Annotated in this window: 16 protein-coding genes and 1 tRNA gene; 13 read left to right on the plus strand and 4 right to left on the minus strand. The window is 58.3% G+C overall.

Annotation, left to right across the window (positions count from 1 at the left end):
• Positions 1-309 precede the first annotated feature (309 nt).
• On the plus strand, positions 310-1,752 hold the full coding sequence (locus tag ACQQ2Q_RS05545; protein ID WP_428186018.1) for a hypothetical protein: 1,443 nt from the start codon (positions 310-312) through the stop codon (positions 1,750-1,752).
• Positions 1,753-1,843: 91 nt separating this feature from the next.
• Here ACQQ2Q_RS05545 and ACQQ2Q_RS05550 read toward each other — a convergent pair whose 3' ends face one another.
• Positions 1,844-3,550, minus strand: a complete 1,707-nt coding sequence (locus tag ACQQ2Q_RS05550) for a GH32 C-terminal domain-containing protein (RefSeq protein ID WP_428186019.1) — start codon at positions 3,548-3,550, stop codon at positions 1,844-1,846.
• A gap of 382 nt (positions 3,551-3,932) precedes the next feature.
• Between ACQQ2Q_RS05550 and ACQQ2Q_RS05555 the strand changes: the two genes are divergently transcribed.
• From ACQQ2Q_RS05555 to ACQQ2Q_RS05585, 7 genes are all read left to right on the plus strand, one after another.
• Complete coding sequence (locus ACQQ2Q_RS05555; protein WP_428186020.1) at positions 3,933-4,655, plus strand: FadR/GntR family transcriptional regulator; 723 nt, start codon at positions 3,933-3,935, stop codon at positions 4,653-4,655.
• Positions 4,656-4,759: 104 nt separating this feature from the next.
• Positions 4,760-6,271, plus strand: coding sequence for an ABC transporter substrate-binding protein (locus ACQQ2Q_RS05560; RefSeq protein ID WP_428186021.1), 1,512 nt, complete (start codon positions 4,760-4,762; stop codon positions 6,269-6,271).
• Positions 6,272-6,337: 66 nt separating this feature from the next.
• The gene (locus tag ACQQ2Q_RS05565; RefSeq protein ID WP_428186022.1) at positions 6,338-7,285 is read left to right on the plus strand and encodes an ABC transporter permease; all 948 of its coding nucleotides are present in this window, start codon (positions 6,338-6,340) and stop codon (positions 7,283-7,285) included.
• Positions 7,282-8,157: an ABC transporter permease gene (locus tag ACQQ2Q_RS05570; RefSeq protein WP_428186023.1), complete on the plus strand. Its 876-nt coding sequence runs from the start codon at positions 7,282-7,284 to the stop codon at positions 8,155-8,157. Before ACQQ2Q_RS05565 ends, ACQQ2Q_RS05570 begins: the two co-directional genes overlap by 4 nt.
• 27 nt (positions 8,158-8,184) lie before the next feature.
• A complete protein-coding gene (locus tag ACQQ2Q_RS05575) occupies positions 8,185-9,966 on the plus strand; it encodes a gamma-glutamyltransferase family protein (protein WP_428186024.1) in 1,782 nt (593 codons plus the stop codon).
• Between the two features lie 3 nt (positions 9,967-9,969).
• Positions 9,970-10,773, plus strand: coding sequence for a DUF1028 domain-containing protein (locus ACQQ2Q_RS05580; protein ID WP_428186025.1), 804 nt, complete (start codon positions 9,970-9,972; stop codon positions 10,771-10,773).
• A gap of 5 nt (positions 10,774-10,778) precedes the next feature.
• Positions 10,779-12,602, plus strand: a complete 1,824-nt coding sequence (locus ACQQ2Q_RS05585) for a dipeptide ABC transporter ATP-binding protein (protein ID WP_428186026.1) — start codon at positions 10,779-10,781, stop codon at positions 12,600-12,602.
• 132 nt (positions 12,603-12,734) lie between these two features.
• Here ACQQ2Q_RS05585 and ACQQ2Q_RS05590 read toward each other — a convergent pair.
• Together ACQQ2Q_RS05590 and ACQQ2Q_RS05595 are read right to left on the minus strand one after the other, a co-directional pair.
• A tRNA-Thr gene (locus ACQQ2Q_RS05590) sits at positions 12,735-12,810 on the minus strand.
• Between the two features lie 127 nt (positions 12,811-12,937).
• Positions 12,938-13,897: an NAD(P)H-dependent flavin oxidoreductase gene (locus tag ACQQ2Q_RS05595; protein ID WP_428186027.1), complete on the minus strand. Its 960-nt coding sequence runs from the start codon at positions 13,895-13,897 to the stop codon at positions 12,938-12,940.
• A 294-nt stretch (positions 13,898-14,191) separates the two neighbouring features.
• On the opposite strand from ACQQ2Q_RS05595, the gene ACQQ2Q_RS05600 reads away from it, so the two are divergent.
• The gene (locus ACQQ2Q_RS05600; protein WP_428186028.1) at positions 14,192-15,415 is read left to right on the plus strand and encodes a hypothetical protein; all 1,224 of its coding nucleotides are present in this window, start codon (positions 14,192-14,194) and stop codon (positions 15,413-15,415) included.
• A 54-nt stretch (positions 15,416-15,469) separates the two neighbouring features.
• Here the strand turns inward: ACQQ2Q_RS05600 and ppk2 are convergent, their stop codons facing one another.
• A complete protein-coding gene (gene ppk2, locus ACQQ2Q_RS05605; protein WP_428186029.1) occupies positions 15,470-16,345 on the minus strand; it encodes a polyphosphate kinase 2 in 876 nt (291 codons plus the stop codon).
• Between the two features lie 221 nt (positions 16,346-16,566).
• Here ppk2 and phoR point away from each other — a divergent pair, with 221 nt between their 5' ends.
• From phoR to pstA, 4 genes are all read left to right on the plus strand, one after another.
• On the plus strand, positions 16,567-17,829 hold the full coding sequence (gene phoR, locus ACQQ2Q_RS05610) for a phosphate regulon sensor histidine kinase PhoR (protein ID WP_428186030.1): 1,263 nt from the start codon (positions 16,567-16,569) through the stop codon (positions 17,827-17,829).
• Between the two features lie 196 nt (positions 17,830-18,025).
• Positions 18,026-19,051: a substrate-binding domain-containing protein gene (locus ACQQ2Q_RS05615; RefSeq protein WP_428186031.1), complete on the plus strand. Its 1,026-nt coding sequence runs from the start codon at positions 18,026-18,028 to the stop codon at positions 19,049-19,051.
• Positions 19,052-19,169: 118 nt separating this feature from the next.
• On the plus strand, positions 19,170-20,654 hold the full coding sequence (gene pstC / locus ACQQ2Q_RS05620) for a phosphate ABC transporter permease subunit PstC (RefSeq protein WP_428186032.1): 1,485 nt from the start codon (positions 19,170-19,172) through the stop codon (positions 20,652-20,654).
• The gene (gene pstA, locus ACQQ2Q_RS05625; protein WP_428186033.1) at positions 20,651-21,976 is read left to right on the plus strand and encodes a phosphate ABC transporter permease PstA; all 1,326 of its coding nucleotides are present in this window, start codon (positions 20,651-20,653) and stop codon (positions 21,974-21,976) included. The genes pstC and pstA overlap by 4 nt, the downstream gene beginning before the upstream one ends.
• Positions 21,977-21,981 lie beyond the last annotated feature (5 nt).

Genomic DNA, 21,981 nt, shown 5'->3' on the forward strand with positions numbered 1-21,981 from the left:
GAGGCGCCATATCAGCCTAACTAAATTAGATATCAATTTATAATATTTGTATCCACGGCGAGCTGGAACCTGATCGGATATTCTACTACGCAAGAAGAAATATGCGCATTTCACATATTTCAAAAGCATCCAGATGCGTACATTCCTGTGCAAAATACATCCATAGGAAAAAGTTTCTTTGACGCAAAACCTGGGCGCGTACATCATCATGATGATGAGACGTCTTCATTTTGACGACCCAGATAATATTAGAAGAAATATTCAATATTCGTAATATTACCTAAACATTGACACAGGAGCGAGGGGCGAATGGTCATGGGGTTTTTCCGCCGTACGGACGATTCCGGCAAACCGAATGCTGACACGACAGGCGGCGCCTATTCCGCAAGATCAGATCTAGAGACATTTCATTCGTTTGGTGCAGTGATTGCTGAAAGCGAGATGTCTTCGCAGGATCTGCTTTCAGGTCTTGGCGGCTTGCAGGAGCGCATTGCGACACTTCTTCGCGAACATGGCCTTGCCATAGATGAACTCTCAGGACTGAAGAGCGAGCGCGCGCGCATAACGTCACTACTCGAATACGAGACGACGACCCGCAGCCGGCTCGAAACGGAAAACAACCAGCTTTCTTCGGAAAACAAAGAGCTCAAATACGACAACAGCCAGATCAAGCTCGAGCTTGACGAATTGCGGGAAAGGAGCGTTCAGCTTCAGACGCTTTACGACGCCAATGCCCGCGACCTCGAATTGACACAGAAACGACTGAGTGATGTCAGTCGCGAACTTGATGAGCGTGTTTCGCAATACGACAATGCTGCGGCCTTGATGAAGCGGGCGCATCAGGATCTGGATCAACGCAATCGCGAAATCCTGAACCTGCGTGAAAAATACGAGAACGAGCGCACCGCGCATCAGGTGCTGTCGGAGACATCGCGTCGGGAGTCGGAAACGCAAACGCGCGACCTTGCGCGCCTCACAGAAGAGCGCACAGAGCTTAAAAAGCGGCTGGCCGATCAAGAAAATCAGACGCGGTCGATTTCGACCGAGGCGATGGGCCTTCGCCAGGAGATCTCGTTTACCGTCGACAAGCTCAAGCGTGCCCAGTCCGAACTGGAAAATCTCCGTAGTGCGTCATCCGTTGAAATCGCGCAGTTGACGACACGTCAGGAAGCGACGGCGTCGAAAGCCGAGCTGGTGGAAAAACTACTGGTGACCGCACGTGCCCGGTCAAAGTCGGCCGAAGACGAATTGCAGGGCCTGCGCAACGAGTTGAAGGAAAGCAAGTCAGAGCTTGCGACCGCGACGCTCCGCGCCGAGCGTCTTGCCAACGAACTGGCAAGCTTGCGCAGTGAAACGGCCGAAGACGAGGGTGCGAGGCGGGAATTGCAGTTGCAGGCGAGCGAATTCAATACCCGTATGCGGGATGCTGAAAATCTGCGCATCAAACGGGAGCGGGAATACGAAGCTGCAAAGCGCGACCTCGACCACCGTGCCTTCGGCGACAAGGAAGAGATACGCCAGCTTCGCACGACCAATGAAGGACTTCGGGCGGAAATCAATCAGCTCAAGGCAGAAGTCGCCATTCTTTCAGGCCAGCTCAATGTGGCCCGGACCGGGCGCAGCGGCCAGCCAGCGACGATGCCCAAAGCGAGCTATGAGGAATGGGTGCCCAATACGGCAGAAGCACCTCGCCCGATTATTGAACTTTCGGAAGAAAGCCTTCGCAAGCCAAGCCCCTCGCTGGAGACCTGATTGCGCTGGCGCGAACACGCAAAGTCAAGCCCGGGAACCGAAAGCCGACCGCAATGCGGTCGGCTTGTCACATAGCGGCTCGTTTCGACCTCTAAAGCCTCAGCGCCCAGATGGTGGCGTGAGAGACAACGCCGGGGTCGGATTTCAGGCGCGCCGATCGTACGGGCTCGAAACCGTCGATGCGCTTGGTCCCTGTCCAGCGTCCGTGATCGGCAAAGACCTCGATGGATCCATAATCCAGGAAAATCCGGATGCGCTTGGGTTTGGCGCGCGCTGCAATATAGGACGGCGAAGGCTTGTCGCCCTGCTTGTGGACAATGGACAGGCCTTCATCGTTCAACACGACGGAGAGATCGACTGTTGGATGGTCGAACTCAAGCGTGAAGTGCGCGCCCGGTTCATTGAGTTCGAACAGCAGTTCAATCCCGCCATTGACGAAAGTGACAAAGTCGCCGGCCGCGAGACGCGTGCGGTCGAGGATGTGACTGCGAAGACTTTCAGCAGCGCCGATGGGCGGTGTGCGTAACACGCCATCAGAGAATTGCAGCAGCCTTGGCAGCGTCATAGCGGTTGGGAAATCGACAGCCGGTCCTGTATCGGCCCAGTTCGCGAGCCAGCCGATACCCACGGCGGAATCGCCATCACGAAAGGCCTGGAAGGCATAATTATCCGTGCCGAAATCGAGCTCTTTCTCGCTTTCCATCGTGAAGGTCTGTCCGTCGAACCAGCCGACATCTGCCATTGTCAGGTTCTTGCGCCCCGTCACCTTGTCTTCGCTGGTCATCAATCCATAGATCAAAACCCAGCGCGTGCTGGGATCGGTGGCAGGACCATCCAGCGGCAAGAGACACGGGCACTCGATCGCCGTTGTCTCATAGCGCTTTTCCACCAGCAGCTTGCCACGATAGGTCCAGCCGCTTGCAGCCGTCATATCCTCGGTATCGTAGAGGAGGATGACACCCCCCTGATCGCTCTGGCTGCCAAGCAGCATCTTCCACAGGCCATCCGGCCCCTTGAACACATAAGGATCGCGAAAATCGCTGGTGAGACCCTCGTTCTTCGGACGTTCTCCCAGCAGCATTTCCGCATGACCGGCGCTGAAGAGATCCGGCGAAACCGCCGTCATCTGGATTTCCGGCTCGGGCTCGCGGCCTTTTTCCTGCTCCGTGAAGAAGACGCGAATGCCGGGACCATTGGCCAAGGGAATGGCCGATCCGGAAAATGCACCACCGCGCTTGTCCGGACGGGCGCGCAGGGCTTCCGACGGAAACAGGAAGATCGGCAGGTGACGCCAGCGCAGATAATCCGACGACACTGCATGGCCCCAATGCATGTTGTTCCATTGCAGACCGTGGGAATAATGCTGGTAGAAGAGATGGGGGCGACCGCCGAAGCGGCCGAAACCATTGGGATCGTTCATCCAGCCGAAAGGTGGGCGAAAATGGTACCCGTCGACCAGCTCCGGCGGCGCATTGCCCGTATTGGTGTGCAACACGGTGATGCCCGTTTCCAGAACATCCGTCGGTGTAAACCAGTATGCCACAGAGATGGATGTGGTATCCTGGTCATATTGCAGCTCGATATGGCCGCCACCGAAGACGTGATAGATGCGGAATTCATATTCCTCGTGATTGGTCGCCATCACATCGCCGAACTTGCCGTTCTGGCTGATCAGGGAGATTGATCCAGGAGCTTCCGGTGCCACGGCTTTCAGCCATATGTGCAGCGTTGCATTGACCGGCATGTCGGCGTGAAGGCTTCTGAGGCTGTCCGCGCGAGGCGCGTCCCGTTCCGTCATCGACTTTCCTTTTCCTGATTTGATCGTGATTTGCGTGCAGTGCAAAACCTAAAGAACAAAAGCACGGCAAGCAAATGGTCGTCATTTGCTGCGTGCCTTACGGCGCGAAGGCCCGTGTGGCACTTGGCCAGCATAACGCCGGCCGATGGGGCATCAGCAGCCGGTTTCGCGGTTGCTTGAGTGTCAAAGAGCTAAGTCTCAACAGGGGCGGATTGTTCCGTTCATCGAGGACTGCCAAACGGCGCGAGTTGAAAATTCCGACCACAACCGCTGCATAAATTATCAGCAAAAGAATGATTGCTCAAAAAACCAGCTTGACGTGCCCGCTCATTTTGTCTTCTTTGAACCAATTAGAAATTGGTGCGAACCTTTGGGGAGCTTCATGCCACAAACCGAGAACTCCAATTACGCGCTGGAAAAGCTTCGCGACGTGTTGCACCAGGGCGAATTCGGAAACGATGGAAAGCTTCCGACCGAACGAACCCTTTCAGACAAGCTCGGCATCAGCCGACGTGCCGTGCGACGCGCTCTGGAAGTGCTGGAGGCCGAAGGTCTGATCTGGCGCAAGCAGGGCTCGGGCACCTATCTCGGGCAGAAGCCCAGCGATTGGGGCAATCATGTCGACAATATCGTGGCCGGCACCGACTTCATGGAAATCATGGAAGTTCGATTGCGGATCGAACCCCAGATCGCCCAACTGGCCGCGATGCGGGCCAAGGCCTCGGATATCGAGCGGATGCGTGAGCTTGCGCGCAAGATTACCGAGAGCGACGACGCCGACGCCAAGGAGTTGTGGGACGGGGCGCTGCACCGCCAGATCGCCCTGGCCGCAGGAAACCAGCTGTTTCTCTCAATCTTCGATGTTGTGAACCGTGTGCGCCAGGACGATGCATGGCAGACCATCCGTGAGCGCGCCCGCTCGATCAGCGGCACCATGGCCCATTCCAACGCGCAGCATGCCGCCCTCATTGAAGCCATTGCCGCGCGCGATCCGGCACGGGCCGGCGAATGCATGCGCATGCACCTGTTGATGCTGCAAGAACGACTTATCCGTCAAACATCCATGGACCATTTAGGCCCGGAGACAGTTGCCGAGGCCTCCTGAGTTTGCCGACCACGTCTCCCGCCCCTGCGGGGCGGCTCCCGAAAAGCCGGACTCATAACCGGTTAAGCGACGAAACCCGAAACCATCAGAGGAAGATCAATACTATGAAAACATTGACCCGACTTACGACCGCGCTGCTGGCAACAACGCTGTTTGCCATGCCTCTCTCCGCCGCCGAACTCAAGATCGGCCTTCAGAGCGATGCCGACGTGCTGGACCCCGCACAATCGCGCACCTTTGTCGGTCGCATCGTCTACACCGCCATGTGCGACAAGCTCGTGGACGTGACACCAGAATTGAAGATCGTTCCGCAGCTCGCGACCTCGTGGACGTGGTCTGACGATGGCAAGGTGCTGACAATGGAACTGCGCGACGGCGTCAAGTTTCAGGACGAAACCGAATTCAATGCCGATGCCGTGGTCTACACGATCAACCGCAACATGACGCTCGATGTATCCCGTCGCAAGAGCGAGCTTTCCTCCATCGACAAGGTCGAAGCGACCGGCCCGCTGGAAGTCACCTTTACCCTGAAACAGCCGGACGCAACTCTGCTTGCCCAGCTTTCCGACCGTGCGGGAATGATGGTTTCGCCCAAGGCCGCAGAAGAACTTGGCGCCAATTTCGGCGAGCATCCGGTCTGCGCAGGCCCGTTCAAGTTCGCGGAACGGGTTCAACAGGACCGTATCGTCCTGGAGAAATTTGCCGACTACTGGGACGCCGACAATGTCTTCATCGACAAGGTTACATATTTGCCGATCCCGGACACGACCGTTCGTCTGGCTAACCTGCGTTCCGGCGACCTCGACATGATCGAGCGTCTGGCAGCGAGCGACGCCCAGTCCGTCAAGGACGATCCGAACCTTGCCTATGAAGCGGTGGTCAACATCGGCAATATGGGCATTTACGTCAATGTGGGCAACGGAGCAAAGGCCGACAGCCCGATGGGTAAGGACAAGCGTCTGCGTCAGGCCTTTTCGCTGGCCATCGACCGCGATGCGTTGATGAATATCGTCTATGAGGGAACCGCCGTTGCCGGCAACCAACCCTTCCCGCCATCGAGCCCCTGGTATGACAAGGATCTTCCGGTTCCAGCCCGCGACATTGCCAAGGCGAAAGAGCTGATGAAGGAAGCTGGCGTCGAGACAGTCGATGTCGAGATGCAGATACCGAACAATCCGGTCGCGCAGCAGATGATGCAGATCGTCCAGTCCATGGTGGCGGAAGCTGGCTTCAATGTGAGCCTGAAGTCGACCGAGTTTGCGACACTTCTGTCTGAACAGACGGCTGGTAATTATGAACTGAGCCGCTCGGATTGGTCCGGCCGTGTCGATCCTGACGGCAACATCCATCAGTTCGTCACCTGCAATGGCGGCATCAACGACACGCATTACTGCAACCCGAAGGTCGATGAGTTGCTGAATGCCGCGCGCTCTACAAATGATGAGGCGGTGCGCAAGGAGAAATACGACGCAGCTCAGGTGATCCTCGATGACGACCTGCCGATCATCTATATGGGCCACCAGTCCTGGATCTGGGCACTCAACAAGAAGATCACCGGCTTCGTTCCGTCGCCCGACGGTATGATCCGCGTGGTCGGAATGAAGAAAGAAGACTGATCTTGCTTACCCTGCCGCGCGGGACAACCCGCGCGGCACTCCAATTCCCAAAGAAAGAGCGCCGAAATGCCCGTCTACATCGGAAAGCGCCTGCTGGTTGCGATACCGACGCTGCTGATCATATCGATCTTCGTGTTTTCGCTGCAAAAGCTGCTGCCGGGAGATCCTGTTCTGGCGCTCGCGGGCGAGGATCGCTCGCCCGAATTGCTGGAAGCATTGAGAGCGAAGTATCATCTCAATGACCCGATCCTGCTGCAATATTGGAACTGGTTGCTGGACGCCCTGCGTGGCGACCTCGGCATATCGCTGCGCACCAACCAGCCAGTGCTGGAATTGATCGGGCAAAAGCTGCCGGTGACGATCCAGCTGGCTTTCATGTCGATGGTCTTTGCCTTCGTGATCGGTGTTCCGACCGGCATTCTGGCGGCAGTCAAAAAGGGCTCGGTCATCGACTACATCGCCAATTTCGTGGCTTTGTCGGGGCTCTCCATTCCGAATTTCTGGCTTGGCATCATGCTGATCCTGCTGGTGTCGGTGAACCTCGGCTGGCTGCCGGCTTCAGGTTATGAATCGCCATTCGTCGACCCAATTCGCTCGATCGAAACCATGTTGATGCCGTCCTTCGTGCTGGGCTCGGCCCTGGCTGCCACTTTGATGAGGCACACACGCTCCGCCATGCTGACGGTTCTGCGCTCCGATTACATTCGAACAGCGCGTGCCAAGGGGCTTTCCTGGCGCGAGGTCGTGCTCTCCCACGCATTCCGCAATGCCCTGCTGCCGATCGTGACACTCAGCGCTCTGCTGTTTGGAGAATTGCTGGCCGGGGCGGTGCTGACCGAGCAGATCTTTACCATTCCAGGATTTGGCAAGCTGATCGTCGACGCCGTTTTCAACCGCGATTATGCGGTGGTCCAGGGCATCGTGCTTTGCACCGCCATCGGATTCATCCTGATGAACCTCGTTGCCGACATTCTCTATGTCCTTCTCAACCCACGTCTGAGGGCTTCGCTATGAGTGCCGCCGATACATCCGTTGCCGTGGAGGCCGAAGATCGCCGCGAAAGCCGTGTGTGGAAAAAGCTGAAGCGCAATCCAAGCGCGATCCTCGGCTTTGCCATCATCCTTTTCTTCACGGCGATCGCCGTTCTCGCTCCGCTGCTCCCTGTGGACGATCCGCTGGCCGCAAGCTGGGGCGCCATTCGCAAGGCACCGAATACCCAATATCTGATGGGGACCGATGAACTTGGCCGTGACATCCTCTCACGTATGATCTGGGGGGCGCAGGCTTCGCTGATGGCAGGCACGATTTCGGTCGCCATCGCGATCATCACTGGCGTGCCTTTCGGTCTGCTGGCCGGTTATTTCGGCGGGTGGGTGGATGTCGTGATCTCGCGCATCACCGAAGCATTTCTGGCGCTGCCCTTCCTCGTCATGGCCATCGCGCTTGCAGCCTTTCTCGGGCCAAGCCTGATGAACGCGATGATCGCCATCGGCCTTTCGGCCATGCCGGTCTTCATTCGGCTCACCCGTGGCCAGGTGATTACGGTTAAAACGGAAGACTATATCGAAGGTGCACGCGCCATCGGGCTCAACCATTTCGAGATCATGACACGCTATGTGCTGCCCAATATCGTGGCGCCGATCATCGTGCAGGCCACGCTCACGGTGGCGACCGCAATCATTGCCGAAGCCAGTCTTTCCTTTCTCGGTCTCGGGCAGCAGCCGCCGGCCCCCTCCTGGGGCTCGATGCTGAACGTCGCCAAGAACTTCCTGACCCAGGCGCCCTGGATGGCCATGTTCCCCGGCATCGCGATCTTTCTCGTCGTGATCGGCTTCAATCTTCTTGGTGACGGTCTGCGCGATGCGCTCGATCCGCGCGAAACCTGACATTCCCGCCTGAAAGGTATAATTTGCATGTCTGAATTCACTACCCGTCCGGAAATTCTCGGCACTGTCGGCGTCGTCACATCGACCCACTGGATTGCATCAGCTGTCGGCATGAGCCTGCTAGAAAAAGGCGGCAATGCGTTTGATGCAGCCGTTGCCACGGGTTTCGTGCTGCAGGTTCTCGAACCACATCTGAACGGGCCCGGCGGCGACATGCCGGCGATCATCTATTCGGCCAAGACCAAGAAGGTCGAGGTGATCTGCGCTCAGGGTCCGGCACCGGCCGGTGCCACCATCGAGCATTATACGCGTGAAGGCATCAAGATCATTCCGGGCGACGGCCTGCTTGCAACGGTGATCCCGGGCGCCTTTGACGGCTGGATGCTGATGCTGCGCGACTATGGCCGCATGAGCGTGCGCGACGTGCTGGAGCCTGCGATCCATTATCTCGAACACGGTCACCCGACGCTACCGCGCGTCTCTGCGACCATCAAGGGACTGGCAGACTTCTTCGAAAAGGAATGGCCAACATCGCATGCCACCTGGCTGCCGGGCGGCAAGGCACCGGAGGCCGAAAGCCTGTTTTGCAACCCCGTGCTCGCGGACACCTGGAAGCGGGTGATTGCCGAGGCTGAAAGTGTGTCCGGTCGTGAAGCGCAGATCGAAAAGGCACGCGACGCTTTTTATCGAGGCTTTGTGGCCGAGGCGATCGACGACTACCTGCGGACCGCCGAAGTGATGGACGCCAGCGGAACCAAGCACAAGGGCGTGCTGACGGCTGACGACATGGCTGGCTGGCAGGCAACCATCGAGGAGCCGGCCACATATGACTATCACGGCTGGACCGTTGCCAAGCAACAGCCCTGGGGGCAAGGCCCGGTTCTCCTCCAGTCACTCGCTCTCTTGAAGGGTTTCGATATCGCGGCGATGGACCCGTGCGGCGCGGATTTCGTGCATACCGTGGTGGAAGCCATGAAGCTCGCCTATGCCGACCGCGAAGTCTATTACGGCGATCCGAATTTCTCCACAGTTCCGCTCGATACGCTGCTGTCGGACGCCTATAATGACGAACGGCGCAAGCTGATCGGCAAGACGGCATCGATGGATCTGCTGCCCGGCAAACTGCCCGGCTTTGAAGCCCAGTACGATACGACAATGGATATGCTCAACGGCATGGAGCAAGGGGCCGTCTACGAGCCCACCATGTCGCATCTCACCGAAAAGCGCGGCGATACCGTGCATATCGATGTGATCGACAAGGAAGGCAATATGGTGTCGGTGACGCCGTCCGGCGGCTGGTTGCAATCGTCACCCATCGTTCCGGGCCTTGGTTTCTGTCTCAATTCCCGCGCCCAGATGTTCTGGCTGAAGGAAGGTCTTCCGACATCCTTGAAGCCCGGCATGCGGCCCCGGACAACTCTCACACCGTCACTGGCATTGTTCGAGGGTCGCCCGACGCTCTCCTTCGGTACACCGGGCGGCGACCAGCAGGATCAATGGCAGCTGTCATTCTTCCTGCGCTATGTGCATCATCGTCAGAACCTGCAGGCGGCCATCGACATGCCGTTGTTCCACACCATGCACTTTCCGGGCTCCTTTTATCCGCGCACACGCGAGCCGGGCAATGTTATGATCGAGAAGAATATTGGAGAGGCAGTGCTGGCCGAACTTGCGGCCCGGGGCCACAAACTGGCGCCTGCGGAGCCGTGGACAGTGGGACGACTGACGGCAGCACGTCGGGACGAGAACGGCCTGATGCGGGCGGCGGCAACGCCGCGCCTGATGCAGGCCTATGCCATCGGGAGATAGGTCATGACCTGGTCGATTGTCGCACGAGATCCTGCAAGCGGTTATCTGGGTATCGCTGTCGCCAGCCGTTTCTTTGCGGCCGGCGCTGTCGTGTCCCATATTCGCGGCGGGATTGGCGCAATCGCCACTCAGGCATTCATCAATCCGACCTACGGCATTGACGGGTTGGAATTGCTCGACCGCGGCTACCAACTCACCGAAATCCTCTGTCGTTTGACCTCTCGTGACGATGGCTCCGCACAAAGACAACTGCACCTGATCGATGCACAGGGCCATAATCATGCCTTTACGGGTGAACTCTGCATGGACTGGGCAGGACATATTGTGTCTCAGGACGTCTCCGTCGCGGGCAATATGCTGGTGGGACCGCAGGTGATTGAGGCAACGCTTGATGCATACCAGGCGAATGCCGAGCTTCCTTTCGCCGAGCGTCTGCTGATGGCTATGGACGCCGGCGAGGCGGAGGGTGGCGACAAACGCGGACGCCAGTCGGCCGCGCTCAAGATCCACCGTGACCAGGACTATCCCTGGCTCGATCTCAGGGTCGACGACCATGCCGAACCGCTCGTCGAACTGCGCAGGCTCCATGCGGTCGCGCAGGAGCGCTTCGTCTATATCGCCGACACCATGCCGACGCGGCTCAACCCGCATGGCATGATCGACCGTCGGGAAATCGACACGAAAATTTCCGAACTCGAAGCGAAGCGGATTGCCGAGGGCATCGCATCGGCATCCTTCGCCACCCCCCTTAAACAACCTGACGACAGGCTGGCCGCTCCCCGGAGATGCCCGCGACAAGCAAAGTGACCGCCATGCAGGATACACCTTCAGCCGAACCCGTTCTCTCCGTTGAGGGATTGACCACGTCCTTCAAAGTCGACGGCGAATGGCGCACGGTCGTTCGCGACATCTCCTTCAGGGTGATGCCGGGAGAAACCGTGGCTATTGTGGGAGAGAGCGGGTCGGGCAAAAGCGTGACCTCGCTGTCGATCCTGCGATTGCTGGCCGCGGAGTCGAGCCGCATAGACGGTCGCGTGATATTGAACGGGCGCGACCTGACAGCGCTTTCGGAAAAAGACATGCAGGCGGTGCGCGGCAACGAGATCGCCATGATCTTTCAAGAGCCGATGACGAGCCTCAATCCGATCTTCACCATTGGTCGGCAAATCTCGGAGGTGCTGACGCGGCACAAGGGGCTGTCGCGCACCGAGGCCCGCGCCGAGACGGTGCGCCTTCTGGAAAAGGTTCGCATTCCAAACGCCGGTACACGCTTTGACGAATATCCGCACCAGTTTTCCGGCGGCATGCGTCAGCGCGTGATGATTGCCATGGCGCTTGCCTCCAGACCAAAGCTTTTGATCGCCGACGAACCGACCACCGCTCTGGACGTCACCATTCAGGGACAGATCCTCGATCTGATCAAGGAGTTGCAGCAGGAAGAAGGCATGGCAGTGCTCTTCATTACCCACGACATGGGTGTGGTGGCCGAGATCGCCGACCGCACCGTGGTAATGCTGCGCGGAGATCTGGTGGAAGAAGGTCCGACATCGGAGATCTTCGCCAACGGACACCATGTCTATACGAGGGCGCTGCTCGCCTCGGTGCCGAAACTTGGCTCAATGGATGGACAAGCTCTGCCGCTGCGCTTTCCCGTGATCGACATGCAAAGCGGTGTGACCACGCCGCCGCAACCGATGGAAAATACCGTGGGGCGCGGCAAGACGCCGATCCTGTCGGTGAAGAACCTTGTGACCCGCTTCGACATCCGTGGCGGTCTGTTCAACCGCAAGACCGGCGCCGTGCACGCGGTGGAAGATGTGTCCTTCGACGTGTTCCAGGGGGAGACACTATCGCTCGTGGGTGAATCCGGCTGCGGAAAATCGACGACCGGCCGCTCCATCGCCCGGCTGGTGGAGCCGGTCGGCGGCGAGATCCAGCTCAACGGCTATGATGTGCGCGCTCTTTCTGGGCCTGATATCCGCGCCATGCGCAAAAGCGTGCAGATGGTGTTTCAGGACCCCTATTCCAGTCTCAACCCGCGCATGACAGTGGGGCAGGCGATCGCCGAACCCTTTCTCAAGCACAAGCTTGGATCGCAGGCAGACGCGCGGGAGAAGACCGCCGACCTGTTGAACCGCGTGGGCCTGTCTGCCTCGATGATGAACCGCTATCCGCATGAGTTTTCCGGTGGTCAGCGTCAGCGCATCGCCATTGCCCGCACCCTGTCACTCGATCCGAAGGTGATCATTGCCGATGAAAGCGTGTCTGCACTTGATGTTTCCATCAAGGCCCAGGTTTGCAATCTGCTGATGGACCTGCAGGAAGAATTCAAGATTGCGTTCCTGTTTATCAGTCATGACATGGCGGTGGTGGAACGGGTCAGCCACCGGGTGGCCGTCATGTATCTCGGCGAAATCGTGGAGATCGGCCCGCGCGCCGCCATCTTCGGCAATCCGCAGCACGACTACACGCGCAAACTCATCGCTGCAGTCCCGATCCCCGATCCCGCCCGACGCAACCTGAAGCGCAATGCCGCGATCGACGACCTGAAGAGCCCCATTCGCCCGATCGGATATGTGCCGCCGAGAGCCAGGTATCGGGAGGTGGATGAAGGACATTTCGTCAAGGTGGGGTGAGGCGAAACACCGGCGGAATGCTTGACTGCATCTGCATGGATTTATCTCGGCGCGCGTTCGGCACGCGGTTGTCACCCATGTCTTAGCTACGCGATGTTACCTATGTCTTCGGTATGGACACAAGGAAAATAGTGGTGCCGCTTGCAGGACTCGAACCTGCGACCCCATCATTACGAATGATGTGCTCTACCACCTGAGCTAAAGCGGCATCGGCAAACCGGTGACCGGTTCGCGTTGGTGAGGCGCTGATACAGGGATCGCGCCGGAAATTCAAGCCGGGAATTCGGGGTGGCTTTGGTTTTTCGACAGACCGTGCGGCCGCCCCCCATTGCGGCTTACAGAGAGAGCCTGAACCTGGCCGCGTTGTATTGGGCCTCCAGCCGGTCGACCAGGGCAGAGACCGGCTCCACTGCGTTGACCGCACCGACGCCCTGACCTGCACCCCAGATGTCCTTCCAGGCCTTGGCACCCGTTGTCGCCTTGTCGAAATCCATCTTGGAGGGATCGGCCACCGGCAGATTGTCGGGATCCATGCCGGAAGCGGCAATCGAACCCTTCAGATAATTGCCATGAATGCCGGTGAAATAGTTTGAGTAGACGATATCTGTGGCATGGGCATCGACGATAGCCTGCTTGTAGGCTTGGGCTGCGCGGGCTTCATCGGTCGCTATAAAGGGCGTCCCGATATAGGCCATGTCGGCACCCATGGCCTGCGCCGCGAGAACTGCATCGCCGGTGGCAATGGCGCCGGCCAAGAGCAGCGGGCCATCGAACCACTCACGGATTTCCTGAACCAGCGCAAAGGGTGAGAGCGTTCCAGCATGGCCGCCTGCCCCGGTTGCCACGGCAATGAGGCCATCGGCGCCCTTGCGGATGGCCGAATTGGCATGGCGGTTATTGATCACGTCGTGGAGCACGATGCCGCCATAGGAGTGGACGGCGGCATTCACCTCCGGCACGGCACCGAGCGAGGATATGACAATCGGGACCTTGTATTTCACACACATCATCAAGTCGTGTTCGAGACGCTTGTTAGAGGTGTGGACGATCTGGTTCACGGCAAAGGGCGCTGCAGGCCTGTCGGGGTTGGCTGCATCATGGGCGGCCAGATCCTCGGTGATCATGGCGAGCCATTCATCAAGCTGGCTTTCTGGACGGGCATTGAGTGCCGGAAAGGCGCCGACCACACCGGCCTTGCATTGGGCAAGTGTCAGTTCTGGATGGGAAATGATGAACAGGGGCGATGCCACCACGGGCAGCCTTAACTTGTCCTTCAGCACGGATGGCAGCGACATGGGTCTCCTCCCGAAATTCTTACGTTTACGATAACGTCAATTGCTAACAGATCATCAGCCTCGGTGAAAGATGTTTTGACGCGAAGCCATGCCTTTCAATTTCGCCCCTCCCCCCCCGGAAACAGTGGCGCATTTACGAAAAATACGAGGGGTGATGGACCATGCATCGCAAAATTGCCGGGTTTATTGCTGCAGAAACGGCGCAAGGCTTGCGGATCAGCTATCCAGAGGCTACCGAATTCGAAGTGTCGCGTGGCCGCCTGTGCGGATGCGCCCAGCAGGAGTTTGACGAACGTGAGCGGATTGGAAACGGCCATCAGAACCGCATTGGAGCGCTCCGATCGCGCAAGCGCGGAAATGCGTGCGCGCATCTACCAGTCAGCGCGGCAAGCTCTGGAAGCCGGTTTGCGCAAGCAAAACATCACCGACGAGCAGGTCATCGATGAACAGCGACACAAGCTTGAGGCCGTGATCCATACGGTGGAGCAGGAAGAGCGAGTGCGGCTCGACCTCGAGGCCTCCACCGTTGCAGCACCCGCTGTTCAAACACCGGTGGCTCCTGCGAAAGCACCATCGGCTCCAGCCGCGTCGTCGACGGCTGCGCGACAAGAGCCTGCCTTTGCTGCGACCCAGCCGGAAGCGCCCCGCACCCCCGCCCCGCCGCGCCAGGACCCCACAATAGAGCCGATCCGCCACCAGCCTGCCCAAAATGCCGCCGATGGCGACTTCTCCGACCTGCGCGCCGAACGAGACACGCGTCTTGGCGAGGCACCGCCGCCGCTCAACGAGGCAAGCCATGCCCGTCGCCCGAAGGCAGCGCGCCTAGATGTGCCGCCCGAGCGTGCCGTTCGCCAGCCAAAAGGGCGGTCAAGAATATTCTCCCGCATGTTCGTCTTCGCCACGCTGTTTGCTGCAGTCGGTATCGGAGCATGGTGGCTCTATAGCGCTGACGTGTTCAAGAGCGCTGCGGAGCGCGATACCAGCGTGCCAAATCCGCCGCCCACCGTCCAGGAAGAGGATTACTCTGGAGAAAGCAATCCGGGCGCACCGGGCCCACAACAGGGCTTTTCAGATGACTGGATCGAGATTTTCAATGCGGGCCAGATGTCGGCGGCGACGGCGGATGCACGCGCCAAGATCGATCTGGTGGAAACAGGCGACGGCAATGCCGTTCATCTGGTGTCCAGCGATCCTGGCACCGCTGGCAATGTCTCCATTCCCGTACCGGTGAATATCCTCAGGGAAATGGCGGGCAAGACATCGACAATCGCACTCACCATGCGCGCTGCCGGAGAAAAGCCGGAAACGATTGCGGTGGAATGCGACTTCGGGCGGATGGGCCGTTGCGCGCGCCACCGTTTCACCGTCAATCCGGATCAGATGGATATCCTTTTGAAAGTATCCTTCGACCGAGCCATCGCGCCCGCAAGTCCCGGCCAGCTCCTGATCAATTCAGATCTCATCGGAGGGGGCAAAGGGGTCGATCTCTATTCGATCCGCATTTTGCCAGGCAATTGAAGATACGCGCACTGTCGGGCGAGATGAACTCCACCGCGCCCGACCGGCACTCGACTACTGCCGGGGACCGCGACTGATCACCTTGTCGTCGTAGTCGCCGATGACCTTGTTGTCCTTGCCGTCATAATCCAGGTTCTTCAGGATATGGCGAATGACATTGAGGCGTGCGCGGCGTTTGTCGTTCGACTTTACCACCGTCCAAGGTGCGTGGTCGGTATGAGTCTCCTTGAACATGCGGTCGCGTTTTTCCGTGTAATCATCCCACTTGGTGAGTGAGGCGATATCCATCGGCGACAGTTTCCACACCCTCAACGGATCGTGCCGTCGGTCGTGAAAACGCTCGATCTGCATTTCGCGACCGATATTGAGCCAGAACTTGAACAGGTGAATGCCTTCGTGGACGATCATCTTTTCGAAGGCCGGCGCCTCCTGCAAAAAGCGCTCATATTGCTCGTCGGTGCAAAAGCCCATGACCGGTTCGACGCCAGCGCGATTATACCAGGACCGGTCGAACATCACGAATTCACCGGCACTTGGGAAATGCGCGATATAACGCTGGAAATACCATTGGGTGCTCTCGGTCTCGGTCGGCTTGGGTAGTGCTACAATGCGGGCATAGCGCGGGTTCATATAGGACCGCGTGGCATTGATGGTGCCGCCCTTGCCGGCTGCGTCGCGGCCCTCGAATATCGCCATGACGCGCGCACCGGTCGCCTGCTGCCACATCTGCACCTTGACCAGTTCACACTGCAAGGCTTCCAGCTCCTTCTCGTAATCGTCCTTCTTCATCTTCTTGTCGTAGGGATAGTCATCCGAGGCGAGAGCGACATCGTCAATCCATTTGGGCAGTTTCGGATCATCGATATCGAAGACCCGATGTTCTCCATCGAGTACGAGCTCGACCGAGCGATCCTTCTTTTCTTCACCCATGATGTTTCCTTTTTTGTTGTCGGTGGCGCATCCGGCGGCGGCATATCACCATATTAGCGAAGAGCACACGATTCCCGGTTTCCATTCAAGCATTTGATGATATCCAGTGCTGTGCCGCCCTGCCTAGTTTACGGGGATAGCGGGCCTGCACATCTGTCATGAAAGTGGATTATCAGCCATTGTCTAAGACATCATGGCTCGAATTGTTCCGCGAGGTAGACTTGAACGATCATTCCTCCATCTGGCGCATTCTGGCAGACAGGCTGCGCAGTCCCTGGGCCTTCCTGCTGATGGCCTGTGCCGCGCTGGTGGCGGCGGTGCTCAGCGAAATCGATCCTCTCGTTGCCTCGGTTCTATGGGCATTGACCCTAATCGTCGCCCTTGTCAGGGCGGGCGGGCGATCTCACAACGAGACGGTGCCCGAAAGGCTTGAACGCACGGCGGAACAGCCGGCACGCGACGCCACACCATTGGCACGCAGTCTTATCGCAGCGCTGGACCAGCCGATCCTCATCCTGCGCGCAGACGGCAATATTGCAGCCCAGAACCCGGCCGCCGAAAAGGCATTCGGCATGATTGCCGCCAATCTTCACATCTCGACGCGTTTCAGATCACCCGGCATTCTAGACATGGTCCGCGAAACGATCGCCACGGGAGAGCCGAACCAGATCGAGCATTCCGAGCGCTTGCCGTCCGAGCGGGTTTATGTGGTGCGGGTTGCCCAGGCCGAACTGCCGGCCGATGAGGCACCACAGCCGCCTCTCTATCTTCTGTCTTTCCGCGACATTTCCGAACTGCGCCGCCTGGAGCGTATGCGCAGCGATTTCGTTGCCAATGCCAGCCATGAGCTGCGCACGCCTCTGGCATCGCTTCGAGGCTTCCTGGAAACACTGATGGGGCCTGCCAAGAACGACGCCAAGGCGCATGAGCGGTTCTTTGGCATCATGCTGGAACAGGCCAACCGGATGAGCCGGCTTGTCGACGACCTCCTGTCGCTGTCGCGTCTTGAGCTCAAGGCACATATCGCCCCGGATGAGACCGTCGATCTCGTCCCCATGCTTGGTCATGTGCGCGATTCGCTTGCCCCGCTTGCCTCCGATCTGGGCGTCGAGATCCGCCTTTACATGCTGCAGAGCAAAGTGGAGGTAACGGGCGACCGCGACGAGTTGGTGCAGGTGTTCGAGAACCTGATCGAGAATGCCTGCAAATACGGCCAGGATGGCGAAACGGTCGATGTCTATGTCCGCAACGAGGACGGCCAGCCTGTCGAGGTGAGCATTGTCGACCACGGTCCGGGTATTCCAGCAGAGCATTTGCCGCGTCTGACAGAGCGTTTCTACAGGGTCAGCGTGACCGACAGCCGCTCTAAAAAAGGGACAGGTCTTGGCCTTGCCATCGTCAAACATATCCTCACCCGCCATCGCGCAAGGCTTGTTGTGAAATCCGAAGAGGGCAAGGGTGCCGAGTTTACCGTGCGATTTTGACATACAACTGCAATACTTGGCACTAAAACAGATATTATGTTCATATTTTTCAGTTACTTAACATGTCACAAATGTTTCACGAAAGTGACATAAAAGGGTGGCGGAACGAGGGGTACTAAGTCCCTGTCGAACCGCGGTGTTAGTGAGCGCCGTGCTAGGTCGCATCCACACACAAGCCCATTCACGGGAGAATATTATGAACGTTCTGAAACTTTCCGTCGCAGCGCTGGTAGCCTCCGTCGCCTTTGCTGGCGCCGCTGCTGCACGTGATCAGGTCCAGGTTGCTGGTTCCTCCACGGTTCTGCCGTATGCAAAAATCGTCGCTGAAAACTTCGGCGAAACCTTCCCTGACTTCAAGACACCTGTTGTTGAATCGGGCGGCTCTTCTGCCGGCCTGAAAGAATTCTGCAAGGGCGTTGGTGAAGACACAATCGATATCGCCAATGCTTCGCGCAAGATCAAGGATTCGGAAGTCGAAGCCTGTAAGGCGGCTGGCGTAACCGAAATCCAGGAAGTCCAGTTCGGCTATGACGGCATCGTCTTTGCTGCCGACAAGTCCATGCCCGACCTCGCTCTCGAGCCTTCTGACCTTTACAAGGCTCTCGCTGCTCAGGTTGTCGTTGACGGCAAGCTGGTCGACAACCCTTACACAAAGTGGTCGGAAGTAAACTCTTCCCTGCCAGACGCTGAAATCGCTGCCTATATCCCTGGCGAAAAGCATGGTACCCGCGAAGTGTTCGAAGAAAAGGTTCTGGCAAAGGGCTGCGAAGAAACAGGCGCTCTTGACGTGATCAAGGCTGCTCTGGGCGACGACAAGGCTGCCGGCAAGGCCTGCATTGCAGTTCGCAAGGACGGCAAGGCTGTCGACATCGACGGCGACTACACCGAGACACTCGCTCGCATCGACGCCAACAAGACCGGTCTCGGCGTGTTCGGCCTGTCCTTCTACGAAAACAATGCTGACAAGCTGAAGGTCGCCACCATGAGCGGCGTTGTCCCTTCGGTTGAGACCATCTCTACCGGCGAATATCCGGTTTCGCGTCCGCTGCAGTTCTACGTCAAGAAGGCTCACCTCGGCGTAATTCCGGGCCTGAAGGAATATGTTGAGTTCTTCACCTCCGAGCAGATGATCGGCCCAGACGGCCCGCTGGCTGCCTACGGTCTGGTTCCTGCTCCCGATGCTGAGCGCGCTGCGCTTCAGGACACTGTTGCTGGTATGTAATTCAGCCAATTGAGTGTCGGCGCGCCATCATGGTGCGCCGACATGACCGTCTCCAGGATGGGGTAAGCCATCCGGCCCTCAAGGGCAGGCGCAGACTGTAATTTTGCCGGAGAGTTCGATGAGCACCTCGCTGATACTTCTAGTCCTTATTGTTATAGGGATCGTTTCTTATGTCGTGGGGCGTTCGAGAGCGACAGCTCTCGCCGGCGGTACGCCTTCGAAACTTCACTCCCGCTACGGATATTACGGCTCTTTTGCTGCTATCGCTGCGATGATCCCGGCATTGCTGGTCCTTGCCATCTGGTTGACCGCAAGCCCTGTGATCATTGAAAATGCGGTGCGCGGCTCCTTTCCCGCAGAGGTAAAGGCACAACCCGAAGCCAATCGTGGCTTGAGCTATGGCATGATCCGCTCGATTGCCGAGGGTATGCAGCTTCTCAATTCGGATGAATCTGCCCAGCTCCAGCAATCCCCCGATCAGGCCCGCGATCTGCTCGCTTCCAAGGGTGTTCCGCTTGCAGGCGCGCCCGAACCTTACATGATCACGGCCGCCCAGGAATTGAACAGCTATTCGGCAACCTCGCGACTGGCCATGACCGTCGTGGTATTGCTGGTCTCGATTGCCGGGGCACTTGGCGCATTGCGGATGATCAAGCCGCGCTTCCGCGCCCGCAACAGGGTCGAGAGCGCCATGCTGGCGGCTCTGGTCATTGCGTCCTCCATTGCCATTTTGACCACTGTCGGGATCGTGATGTCGATGCTGACCGAGGCCCTTCACTTCTTCCGCGATGTGTCGCCTCTCAACTTCTTTTTCGGCACCGTATGGGACCCGCGCTTCGCTGCTGCCGGCTCCGGTGGAGCCGAGGGCCAGTTTGGCCTGATCCCGCTTCTGGCTGGTACGCTCTATATTGCACTTGTGGCCATGCTGTTTGCGGTTCCCGTCGGCCTCTTCGCTGCGATCTATATGGCTGAATATGCCAGTCGCCATGTGCGCTCGATTGCCAAGCCGCTCCTCGAGCTTCTGGCCGGCATTCCGACCATCGTCTACGGTTTCTTTGCCCTTGCGACCGTTGGCCCGTTTCTGCGCGATCTTTCGACCGAACTGAACGGGCTTGTAACAGGCAATTATTCCAACTTCATCGAAAGCCAGAGCGTTCTGACCGCAGGCCTGGTCATGGGCATCATGCTCATTCCCTTCGTCTCGTCGCTGTCGGATGACATTATCACCGCGGTTCCGCGTTCTCTGCGGGACGGTTCGCTTGGCCTAGGTGCCACGCGGTCTGAGACCATGCGCAAGGTGATCATGCCGGCAGCTCTTCCCGGCGTGGTCGGCGCTCTGCTCTTGACCGCATCGCGTGCCATTGGCGAAACCATGATCGTTGTTCTGGCCGCCGGTGTTGCCGCCCGCATGCAGTTCGATCCGTTCGAACCGATGACGACGGTGACCGTCAAGATCGTCAACCAGTTGACCGGCGACCTCGAGTTCAATTCGCCACAGACGCTGGTGGCCTTCGCACTCGGCATCACCCTGTTTGTGATGACACTCTGCCTGAACATCTATGCGCTTTATATCGTGCGCAAATACCGGGAGCAGTACGAATGACCGATATCACCTCTTCCGCAACGGCCCTTCCCAATGCGGTTGCGCGTGCCGGGGGCCGCGATATCGGCTTGAAGCGCCGCTATGCTGCCGAACGTCGGTTCCGTCTCTACGGTGTGCTGGCGATTGCCATTGGTGTGCTGTGCCTGTTTGCCCTGCTCTACACAGTCATATCGAACGGATATACTGCCTTTGCGCAAACCTCGATCACGCTTCCGGTCGAGTTCAGCCAGAAGGTCCTGGACCCACGCAACCAGGCCGCAAGCAATCCACGCGTGCTGTTGATGGCCAATTATCCAGCTCTTGCCCGCGATGCACTGGTCAAGGCAGTGGGGATCAATCCCGACGACAAGAGTGCGGTGCGCGCTGCCGGCCAGATGATCTCCGACAGCTCCCGCGTACAATTGCGCGACATGGTGATGGCCGATCCGTCGTTAATCGGGAAAACAGTCGATGTGACTTTCCTCGCCGCTGCAGATATCGACTCCGCCTATAAGGGCCAGATCGATCTCAGTGTCGATGAGAGCAGCCGCAAGGTCTCCGACCAGCAGCTTGGCTGGATGGATCAGCTCAAGAGTTCCGGCGCGCTGACGTCGAAATTCAACACCGGCATTTTCGTCAACGGCGCATCGAGCCGCCCCGAGGCTGCCGGCATGGGTGTGGCCCTGATCGGATCATTCTACATGATGGTGATCGTGCTGGTTCTGGCCCTGCCAATCGGCGTGGCGGCTTCGATCTACCTTGAAGAATTCGCACCGAAGAACAAGTTCACCGACCTGATTGAAGTCAATATCAACAATCTGGCGGCTGTGCCCTCCATCGTCTTCGGCCTGCTGGGTCTTGCGGTCTTCATCAATTTCATGGGCCTGCCACGCTCGGCCTCGCTGGTCGGCGGTCTGGTGCTGACCCTGATGACACTGCCGACCATCATCATCGCGACACGCGCCGCGCTGAAGGCTGTCCCACCATCGATCCGTGCCGCAGCACTGGGGCTTGGGGCCTCGAAAATGCAGATGGTTTTCCACCATGTGCTGCCGCTTGCCGCGCCCGGCATCTTGACCGGCACGATCATCGGCCTTGCCCAGGCACTCGGTGAAACCGCTCCGCTTTTGCTGATCGGCATGGTGGCGTTCGTGGCAGATTATCCAACCTCTCCCATGGAGCCTGCAACAGCGCTCCCCGTACAGATCTACATGTGGGCCAACGAAGCTGAACGCGCCTTTGTCGAGCGGACGTCCGGAGCTATCATCATTCTGCTCCTGTTCCTGCTTGTCATGAATGTCGGTGCCATTCTGCTACGGCGGCGCTTTGAACGTCGCTGGTAGAAGGA

Origin of the sequence: Agrobacterium sp. ES01 (assembly GCF_050320885.1) — a bacterium.
Classification (GTDB): domain Bacteria; phylum Pseudomonadota; class Alphaproteobacteria; order Rhizobiales; family Rhizobiaceae; genus Allorhizobium.

Bases quoted from the DNA above. Each gene is read 5' to 3' on its own strand.
- ACQQ2Q_RS05555 (WP_428186020.1), top strand. From the start codon at position 3,933: ATGCCACAAACCGAGAACTCCAATTACGCGCTGGAAAAGCTTCGCGAC.
- ACQQ2Q_RS05575 (WP_428186024.1), top strand. From the start codon at position 8,185: ATGTCTGAATTCACTACCCGTCCGGAAATTCTCGGCACTGTCGGCGTC.
- pstC (WP_428186032.1), top strand. From the start codon at position 19,170: ATGAGCACCTCGCTGATACTTCTAGTCCTTATTGTTATAGGGATCGTT.
- ACQQ2Q_RS05595 (WP_428186027.1), bottom strand. From the start codon at position 13,897: ATGTCGCTGCCATCCGTGCTGAAGGACAAGTTAAGGCTGCCCGTGGTG.
- pstA (WP_428186033.1), top strand. From the start codon at position 20,651: ATGACCGATATCACCTCTTCCGCAACGGCCCTTCCCAATGCGGTTGCG.
- ACQQ2Q_RS05560 (WP_428186021.1), top strand. From the start codon at position 4,760: ATGAAAACATTGACCCGACTTACGACCGCGCTGCTGGCAACAACGCTG.
- ACQQ2Q_RS05585 (WP_428186026.1), top strand. From the start codon at position 10,779: ATGCAGGATACACCTTCAGCCGAACCCGTTCTCTCCGTTGAGGGATTG.
- ACQQ2Q_RS05580 (WP_428186025.1), top strand. From the start codon at position 9,970: ATGACCTGGTCGATTGTCGCACGAGATCCTGCAAGCGGTTATCTGGGT.
- ACQQ2Q_RS05550 (WP_428186019.1), bottom strand. From the start codon at position 3,550: ATGACGGAACGGGACGCGCCTCGCGCGGACAGCCTCAGAAGCCTTCAC.
- ACQQ2Q_RS05545 (WP_428186018.1), top strand. From the start codon at position 310: ATGGTCATGGGGTTTTTCCGCCGTACGGACGATTCCGGCAAACCGAAT.
- ACQQ2Q_RS05615 (WP_428186031.1), top strand. From the start codon at position 18,026: ATGAACGTTCTGAAACTTTCCGTCGCAGCGCTGGTAGCCTCCGTCGCC.
- ppk2 (WP_428186029.1), bottom strand. From the start codon at position 16,345: ATGGGTGAAGAAAAGAAGGATCGCTCGGTCGAGCTCGTACTCGATGGA.
- ACQQ2Q_RS05570 (WP_428186023.1), top strand. From the start codon at position 7,282: ATGAGTGCCGCCGATACATCCGTTGCCGTGGAGGCCGAAGATCGCCGC.
- ACQQ2Q_RS05565 (WP_428186022.1), top strand. From the start codon at position 6,338: ATGCCCGTCTACATCGGAAAGCGCCTGCTGGTTGCGATACCGACGCTG.